This is a genomic window from Kluyvera sp. EC_51 (assembly GCF_019584505.1).
In the GTDB taxonomy this organism is placed as follows: Bacteria; Pseudomonadota; Gammaproteobacteria; order Enterobacterales; family Enterobacteriaceae; genus Kluyvera; species Kluyvera sichuanensis.
In genome coordinates this window covers 1-227 of sequence record NZ_VDAG01000064.1, presented here as the reverse complement: position 1 = coordinate 227, position 227 = coordinate 1, and the positions used below count along the sequence as shown (strand labels likewise).

Annotated in this window: 1 pseudogene; it reads right to left on the bottom strand. The window is 47.6% G+C overall.

The features are described from left to right. A pseudogene (locus tag FHC49_RS12270) lies at nucleotides 1-120 on the bottom strand (IS3 family transposase); the annotation flags it as partial. Nucleotides 121-227: the final 107 nt, after the last annotated feature.

Genomic DNA, 227 nt, shown 5'->3' with positions numbered 1-227 from the left:
AAACAGTGCAATGCTGTCCAGAATACGCGTGACCTGAACGCCTGAAATCCCAAAGGCAACAGTGACCGTCAGGCATTCCTTTGTGAAATCATCGACGCAGGTAAGACACTTGATCGTAAGCGTCGTCTCAGCACCGTCTGGCAGATCCTGATATTCCTGAGAGGATAGTGGACACCAAATATGGTGGACGCTATCCATGAAATCATTAACCGCAGTGCGTAAAAAAA